The sequence below is a fragment of the Snodgrassella sp. M0110 genome, from assembly GCF_016101465.1.
Classification (GTDB): domain Bacteria; phylum Pseudomonadota; class Gammaproteobacteria; order Burkholderiales; family Neisseriaceae; genus Snodgrassella; species Snodgrassella alvi.
On sequence record NZ_JACFQM010000018.1, the window covers coordinates 1 to 6,651 of the forward strand.

General features: G+C 38.4%; 9 protein-coding genes. 5 read left to right on the forward strand and 4 right to left on the reverse strand.

What is annotated here, in order from left to right; genetic code table 11:
- Nucleotides 1-77 precede the first annotated feature (77 nt).
- Nucleotides 78-203, reverse strand: a complete 126-nt coding sequence (locus H3T84_RS12590) for a LysR family transcriptional regulator (protein ID WP_001303004.1) — start codon at nucleotides 201-203, stop codon at nucleotides 78-80.
- 230 nt (nucleotides 204-433) lie between these two features.
- On the reverse strand, nucleotides 434-1,639 hold the full coding sequence (gene gltS / locus H3T84_RS11810; protein WP_000599533.1) for a sodium/glutamate symporter: 1,206 nt from the start codon (nucleotides 1,637-1,639) through the stop codon (nucleotides 434-436).
- A gap of 443 nt (nucleotides 1,640-2,082) precedes the next feature.
- Here gltS and H3T84_RS11815 point away from each other — a divergent pair, with 443 nt between their 5' ends.
- Genes H3T84_RS11815 through H3T84_RS11825 form a run of 3 tightly spaced genes read left to right on the forward strand, consistent with a single transcriptional unit; the run spans nucleotide 2,083 to nucleotide 3,476 of the window.
- Nucleotides 2,083-2,403, forward strand: coding sequence for an antibiotic biosynthesis monooxygenase (locus H3T84_RS11815; RefSeq protein ID WP_000562370.1), 321 nt, complete (start codon nucleotides 2,083-2,085; stop codon nucleotides 2,401-2,403).
- Nucleotides 2,396-2,782: a hypothetical protein gene (locus H3T84_RS11820; RefSeq protein WP_000460651.1), complete on the forward strand. Its 387-nt coding sequence runs from the start codon at nucleotides 2,396-2,398 to the stop codon at nucleotides 2,780-2,782. Before H3T84_RS11815 ends, H3T84_RS11820 begins: the two co-directional genes overlap by 8 nt.
- Nucleotides 2,783-2,789: 7 nt before the next feature.
- Nucleotides 2,790-3,476, forward strand: coding sequence for a helix-turn-helix transcriptional regulator (locus H3T84_RS11825; RefSeq protein WP_001284954.1), 687 nt, complete (start codon nucleotides 2,790-2,792; stop codon nucleotides 3,474-3,476).
- On the opposite strand, the gene tetR(B) is transcribed toward H3T84_RS11825, so the two are convergent.
- The gene (gene tetR(B) / locus H3T84_RS11830) at nucleotides 3,454-4,077 is read right to left on the reverse strand and encodes a tetracycline resistance transcriptional repressor TetR(B) (protein WP_000088605.1); all 624 of its coding nucleotides are present in this window, start codon (nucleotides 4,075-4,077) and stop codon (nucleotides 3,454-3,456) included. The genes H3T84_RS11825 and tetR(B) overlap by 23 nt on opposite strands.
- A gap of 81 nt (nucleotides 4,078-4,158) precedes the next feature.
- On the opposite strand from tetR(B), the gene tet(B) reads away from it, so the two are divergent.
- A complete protein-coding gene (gene tet(B) / locus H3T84_RS11835) occupies nucleotides 4,159-5,364 on the forward strand; it encodes a tetracycline efflux MFS transporter Tet(B) (RefSeq protein ID WP_001089068.1) in 1,206 nt (401 codons plus the stop codon).
- Between the two features lie 112 nt (nucleotides 5,365-5,476).
- Here the strand turns inward: tet(B) and tetC are convergent, their stop codons facing one another.
- A complete protein-coding gene (gene tetC, locus H3T84_RS11840; RefSeq protein ID WP_000428546.1) occupies nucleotides 5,477-6,070 on the reverse strand; it encodes a tetracyline resistance-associated transcriptional repressor TetC in 594 nt (197 codons plus the stop codon).
- An 87-nt stretch (nucleotides 6,071-6,157) separates the two neighbouring features.
- Between tetC and H3T84_RS11845 the strand changes: the two genes are divergently transcribed.
- Nucleotides 6,158-6,574 (forward strand): helix-turn-helix domain-containing protein, encoded by a 417-nt coding sequence (locus tag H3T84_RS11845; RefSeq protein ID WP_000275180.1) that lies wholly within the window; start codon nucleotides 6,158-6,160, stop codon nucleotides 6,572-6,574.
- Nucleotides 6,575-6,651 lie beyond the last annotated feature (77 nt).

Sequence of the window (6,651 nt, forward strand, 5' to 3'; positions counted from 1 at the left end):
CACTCGTGGCTGCAACCCTGCTTACTCAAAATCTATTCACACATGGTTACGTTTTGGGGAAATTATGAGGGGATCTCTCAGTGCTCAGCATGTTTGAGTGCTTTACTCGCCGCGGGTTGAGAAATATGTAAAACTTCAGCCGCACGCGTTAAGGAACCACAAGTCATTACAGCATAAAAGATATCGAGATGTCTTAATTTCATTCCATGTAGCCTACTGATTATTTATTTCTACGGACTATTCTAACGAATAAAGTATAAATAATCAGATATACTCGTCATAATTCAAATTTTGGTTTAGTTGTCACGAGAATTAATTCGTAAACGTGCAAGCTAAATAGATTGACTAGGGGAATATACGGGGTAAGAAAGCGGCTCGGCATACTGCCCTATAATAAATTGTTAGGAGAAGTACGCCGAGTAGTGTGTAGCTATTAGGTAAAGTATGTACCAATTTCAATAAATATTTTAATTAAGATACTGTTTGAAATATCAACAATAAAGGCACCGACCATAGGAACGACAAGGAAAGCTTTATGTGATGGTCCAAATGCTTTTGTGACTGTTTGCATATTCGCAATTGCTGTTGGTGTTGCTCCCATACCAAAGCCACAGTGACCCGCGCTGATCACGACAGCATCATAATCTTTGCCCATCATTTTGAAGGTGACAAAGCAGGCAAATAGCACCATGACAACAGTTTGTACAGCAATGATAATTAATACTGGCCCTGCCATGCTTGCCAATTGACCAAATTTTAATGACATTAACGCCATTGCCAAGAAAAGCGATAAAGCAACGCTACCTAATACATCGACGGTCGGCTCAAACACTTCGTGTTTAAATACATGAGTCAGTGTATTACGGATAATAATACCGACAAATAAACACCAGACAAAAGTAGGCAGTTGCAGAAAAGTATCTTTAAACAATGCACTGATATAGCCACCAACAACAATACAGATAATCAGCATTGAAATGGTTTCAATAACGTTATTTGCATTGATTTTTCTTTTGACGCTTGGTTGCTCAAAAGCTTCAACGATAGTGTCGCGCTCTTGCTCGGTTGTTTTAGGAATAGAGACCTTTTTCAAAAGATGACGGGCAACAGGGCCGCCAACTAAACCACCCAACACTAATCCAAGTGTTGCACAAGCCATCGCTAATTCAACGGCGCCTGTTACACCATATTTATCAGCGAGAATAGGGCCCCATGCTCCGGCATTACCATGACCACCTGTTAGAGTAATTGAACCTGCAATTAAGCCAATAAATGGACTTTCATTCATCATGACAGCCATACTCATGCCGACAGTATTTTGAATGGCGATTAGGATCGTTACTGCAATAGTTAATAGAACTAACGGCTTTCCTCCTTTAATCAGTCGAGAAAAGTCAGAACTTAGCCCGATAGAGGAAAAGAATGTGAGCATTAATAAACTTTGCAATGAAGCATCAAAAGTAAACGAATAACCTGATGTTTTATCAATAATTAACAGAACAATTGCAACAATAAAGCCACCAACGACGGCTTCTGGTATGTGGTTTTTTTGTAGGAACGGGGTAAATTTTACGACAAACATTCCTATGAGTAGCGCGATACATGCGACTAATAATGTATAACTGGCATCTAGGATCATTTTTTTACCTCTATTAGTTTACCAGAATTTTCACTATAACAATTTAACAATAGTGAAAAATGAAGTTACTTTGGTTAACTAATCTTTAACAATGAGTTTTATTAGGGTATCCATAACTTTTAGTTAATAGGGTCATAATTTTAGTGTGATCTTAATCATGAAATATTAAAAAGATTAAAATAACAACAATGGTATTTAATGATGGGTAAACCTAAATACCATGCGGGATCCGCACTATTTTCGGTGATAGCAAAAAATAAAAAAGTATAAATAATAAACAAAATTATAAGAGAAGGAGAACATGATAAGCGCAGGCCGAGCAATTTAAAGAAGTGTGATATACAACATAAAACAGCAGCATGACCTTTCTATATTTCGTTGCTTATCGAAGTGTTAATTTTCGGGTGGATTACTCTGTTTGTTGATTAATAACGGAGAAAAATATGATTGCTGTAATATTTGAGGTGCAAATACAACCCGACCAACAAACTCGCTATTTGACTTTAGCTGAGGAGTTAAGACCACTATTAAGTCATGTAGCTGGTTTTATTTCAATTGAACGTTTTCAAAGTCTAGCTACAGAAGGAAAAATGTTATCGCTATCTTGGTGGGAAAACGAATACGCAGTTCTGCAATGGAAAAATCATGTTTTACATGCGAAAGCTCAACAAGAAGGGCGAGAGTCAATATTTGATTTTTACAAAATTAGTATTGCTCATATTACTCGCGAATATTCATTTAAAAAGGACAAGGATAATGTTTGATGTTCACGTTGTTTTAGATAATCAAATAGGACAATTAGCATTACTAGGAAAAACATTAGGTAATAAAGGTATTGGATTGGAAGGGGGAGGGATATTTACGGTTGGTGATGAATGCCATGCTCATTTTCTTGTTGAACAAGGAAAGGAAGCTAAAATAGCGCTAGAGCAAGCTGGACTGTTAGTACTTGCGATCCGGACACCATTAATTCGTAAGTTAAAACAGGAAAAACCGGGGGAACTTGGCGAAATAGCACGAGTATTGGCGGAGAATAACATTAATATTTTAGTGCAATACAGTGACCATGCTAACCAACTGATATTAATAACGGACAATGATAGTATGGCTGCATCTGTTACGCTCCCTTGGGCAATAAAGTGAACTTGCGATGGCTAATTTAATACGAAAAGAGGTTACCTTTGAGTCCTCAATAGCCGCGATAGGGGCGGCTATGTCTGACATTTCACGAGTTAAAATACTCAGTGCTTTGATGGATGGGCGAGCTTGGACGGCCACTGAGCTAAGTTCTGTGGCGAATATATCAGCTTCAACGGCGAGCAGTCATTTATCTAAATTATTAGATTGCCAGCTAATCACAGTAGTAGCTCAAGGCAAGCATCGTTATTTTCGGCTAGCAGGAAAAGATATTGCTGAATTGATGGAAAGTATGATGGGGATCTCCTTAAACCATGGCGTACATGCCAAAGTTTCCACGCCAGTGCATTTACGAAAAGCACGTACTTGCTATGATCATTTAGCTGGCGAAGTTGCCGTTAAGATCTATGATTCCCTTTGTCAACAGCAATGGATCACTGAAAATGGTTCAATGATCACATTAAGTGGTATTCAATATTTTCATGAAATGGGAATTGACGTTCCTTCCAAACATTCACGTAAAATCTGTTGTGCGTGTTTAGATTGGAGTGAACGCCGTTTCCATTTAGGTGGGTACGTTGGAGCCGCATTATTTTCGCTTTATGAATCTAAAGGGTGGTTAACTCGACATCTTGGTTACCGTGAAGTTACCATCACGGAAAAAGGTTATGCTGCTTTTAAGACCCACTTTCACATTTAAGTTGTTTTTCTAATCCGCATATGATCAATTCAAGGCCGAATAAGAAGGCTGGCTCTGCACCTTGGTGATCAAATAATTCGATAGCTTGTCGTAATAATGGCGGCATACTATCAGTAGTAGGTGTTTCCCTTTCTTCTTTAGCGACTTGATGCTCTTGATCTTCCAATACGCAACCTAAAGTAAAATGCCCCACAGCGCTGAGTGCATATAATGCATTCTCTAGTGAAAAACCTTGTTGGCATAAAAAGGCTAATTGATTTTCGAGAGTTTCATACTGTTTTTCTGTAGGCCGTGTACCTAAATGTACTTTTGCTCCATCGCGATGACTTAGTAAAGCACATCTAAAACTTTTAGCGTTATTACGTAAAAAATCTTGCCAGCTTTCCCCTTCTAAAGGGCAAAAGTGAGTATGGTGCCTATCTAACATCTCAATGGCTAAGGCGTCGAGCAAAGCCCGCTTATTTTTTACATGCCAATACAATGTAGGCTGCTCTACACCTAGCTTCTGGGCGAGTTTACGGGTTGTTAAACCTTCGATTCCGACCTCATTAAGCAGCTCTAATGCGCTGTTAATCACTTTACTTTTATCTAATCTAGACATCATTAATTCCTAATTTTTGTTGACACTCTATCATTGATAGAGTTATTTTACCACTCCCTATAAGTGATAGAGAAAAGTGAAATGAATAGTTCGACAAAGATCGCATTGGTAATTACGTTACTCGATGCCATGGGGATTGGCCTTATCATGCCAGTCTTGCCAACGTTATTACGTGAATTTATTGCTTCGGAAGATATCGCTAACCACTTTGGCGTATTGCTTGCACTTTATGCGTTAATGCAGGTTATCTTTGCTCCTTGGCTTGGAAAAATGTCTGACCGATTTGGTCGGCGCCCAGTGCTGTTGTTGTCATTAATAGGCGCATCGCTGGATTACTTATTGCTGGCTTTTTCAAGTGCGCTTTGGATGCTGTATTTAGGCCGTTTGCTTTCAGGGATCACAGGAGCTACTGGGGCTGTCGCGGCATCGGTCATTGCCGATACCACCTCAGCTTCTCAACGCGTGAAGTGGTTCGGTTGGTTAGGGGCAAGTTTTGGGCTTGGTTTAATAGCGGGGCCTATTATTGGTGGTTTTGCAGGAGAGATTTCACCGCATAGTCCCTTTTTTATCGCTGCGTTGCTAAATATTGTCGCTTTCCTTGTGGTTATGTTTTGGTTCCGTGAAACCAAAAATACACGTGATAATACAGATACCGAAGTAGGGGTTGAGACGCAATCGAATTCGGTATACATCACTTTATTTAAAACGATGCCCATTTTGTTGATTATTTATTTTTCAGCGCAATTGATAGGCCAAATTCCCGCAACGGTGTGGGTGCTATTTACCGAAAATCGTTTTGGATGGAATAGCATGATGGTTGGCTTTTCATTAGCGGGTCTTGGTCTTTTACACTCAGTATTCCAAGCCTTTGTGGCAGGAAGAATAGCCACTAAATGGGGCGAAAAAACGGCAGTACTGCTCGGATTTATTGCAGATAGTAGTGCATTTGCCTTTTTAGCGTTTATATCTGAAGGTTGGTTAGTTTTCCCTGTTTTAATTTTATTGGCTGGTGGTGGGATCGCTTTACCTGCATTACAGGGAGTGATGTCTATCCAAACAAAGAGTCATCAGCAAGGTGCTTTACAGGGATTATTGGTGAGCCTTACCAATGCAACCGGTGTTATTGGCCCATTACTGTTTGCTGTTATTTATAATCATTCACTACCAATTTGGGATGGCTGGATTTGGATTATTGGTTTAGCGTTTTACTGTATTATTATCCTGCTATCGATGACCTTCATGTTAACCCCTCAAGCTCAGGGGAGTAAACAGGAGACAAGTGCTTAGTTATTTCGTCACCAAATGATGTTATTCCGCGAAATATAATGACCCTCTTGATAACCCAAGAGGGCATTTTTTACGATAAAGAAGATTTAGCTTCAAATAAAACCTATCTATTTTATTTATCTTTCAAGCTCAATAAAAAGCCGCGGTAAATAGCAATAAATTGGCCTTTTTTATCGGCAAGCTCTTTTAGGTTTTTCGCATGTATTGCGATATGCATAAACCAGCCATTGAGTAAGTTTTTAAGCACATCATCATCATAAGCTTTAAGTTGGTTCTCTTGGATCAATTTGCTGACAATGGCGTTTACCTTACCAGTAATGTATTCAAGGCTAATTTTTTCAAGTTCATTCCAACCAATGATAGGCATCACTTCTTGGATAGGGATAAGGTTTTTATTATTATCAATAATATAATCAAGATAATGTTCAAATATACTTTCTAAGGCAGACCAACCATTTGTTAAATCAGTTTTTGTTGTGATGTAGGCATCAATCATAATTAATTGCTGCTTATAACAGGCACTGAGTAATTGTTTTTTATTTTTAAAGTGATGATAAAAGGCACCTTTGGTCACCAACGCTTTTCCCGAGATCTCATCTATTGAAACAGCTTGATAGCCTTTTTCAACAAACAATATTCGTGCTGAGTTAACCAGTGATTGATAGGTACTCTTAAAATTTTCTTGTTGATGATTTTTATTTTCCATGATAGATTTAAAATAACATACCGTCAGTATGTTTATGGTATCATGATGATGTGGTCGTGACAATCTTAAGAACATTTAGGTTATTTTATGTATATTGAACAGCATTCTCGCTATCAAAATAAAGCTAATAACATCCAATTAAGATATGATGATAAGCAGTTTCATACAACGGTTATCAAAGATGTTCTATTATGGATTGAACATAATTTAGATCAGTCTTTACTGCTTGATGATGTGGCGAATAAAGCGGGTTATACCAAGTGGTATTTTCAGCGGCTGTTCAAAAAAGTAACAGGGGTCACACTGGCTAGCTATATTCGTGCTCGTCGTTTGACGAAAGCGGCTGTTGAGTTGAGGTTGACGAAAAAAACTATCCTTGAGATCGCATTAAAATATCAATTTGATTCCCAACAATCTTTTACACGTCGATTTAAGTACATTTTTAAGGTTACACCAAGTTATTATCGGCGTAATAAATTATGGGAATTGGAGGCAATGCACTGAGAGATCCCCTCATAATTTCCCCAAAGCGTAACCATGTGTGAATAAATTTTGAGCTAGTAGGGTTGCAGCCACGAGTA

What these genes read in the sequence shown, in the direction of transcription:
- H3T84_RS11820 (WP_000460651.1), top strand. Translation starts at nt 2,396, where the DNA reads ATGTTTGATGTTCACGTTGTTTTAGATAATCAAATAGGACAATTAGCA.
- H3T84_RS11845 (WP_000275180.1), top strand. Translation starts at nt 6,158, where the DNA reads ATGTATATTGAACAGCATTCTCGCTATCAAAATAAAGCTAATAACATC.
- tetC (WP_000428546.1), bottom strand. Translation starts at nt 6,070, where the DNA reads ATGGAAAATAAAAATCATCAACAAGAAAATTTTAAGAGTACCTATCAA.
- H3T84_RS11825 (WP_001284954.1), top strand. Translation starts at nt 2,790, where the DNA reads ATGGCTAATTTAATACGAAAAGAGGTTACCTTTGAGTCCTCAATAGCC.
- gltS (WP_000599533.1), bottom strand. Translation starts at nt 1,639, where the DNA reads ATGATCCTAGATGCCAGTTATACATTATTAGTCGCATGTATCGCGCTA.
- H3T84_RS11815 (WP_000562370.1), top strand. Translation starts at nt 2,083, where the DNA reads ATGATTGCTGTAATATTTGAGGTGCAAATACAACCCGACCAACAAACT.
- H3T84_RS12590 (WP_001303004.1), bottom strand. Translation starts at nt 203, where the DNA reads ATGAAATTAAGACATCTCGATATCTTTTATGCTGTAATGACTTGTGGT.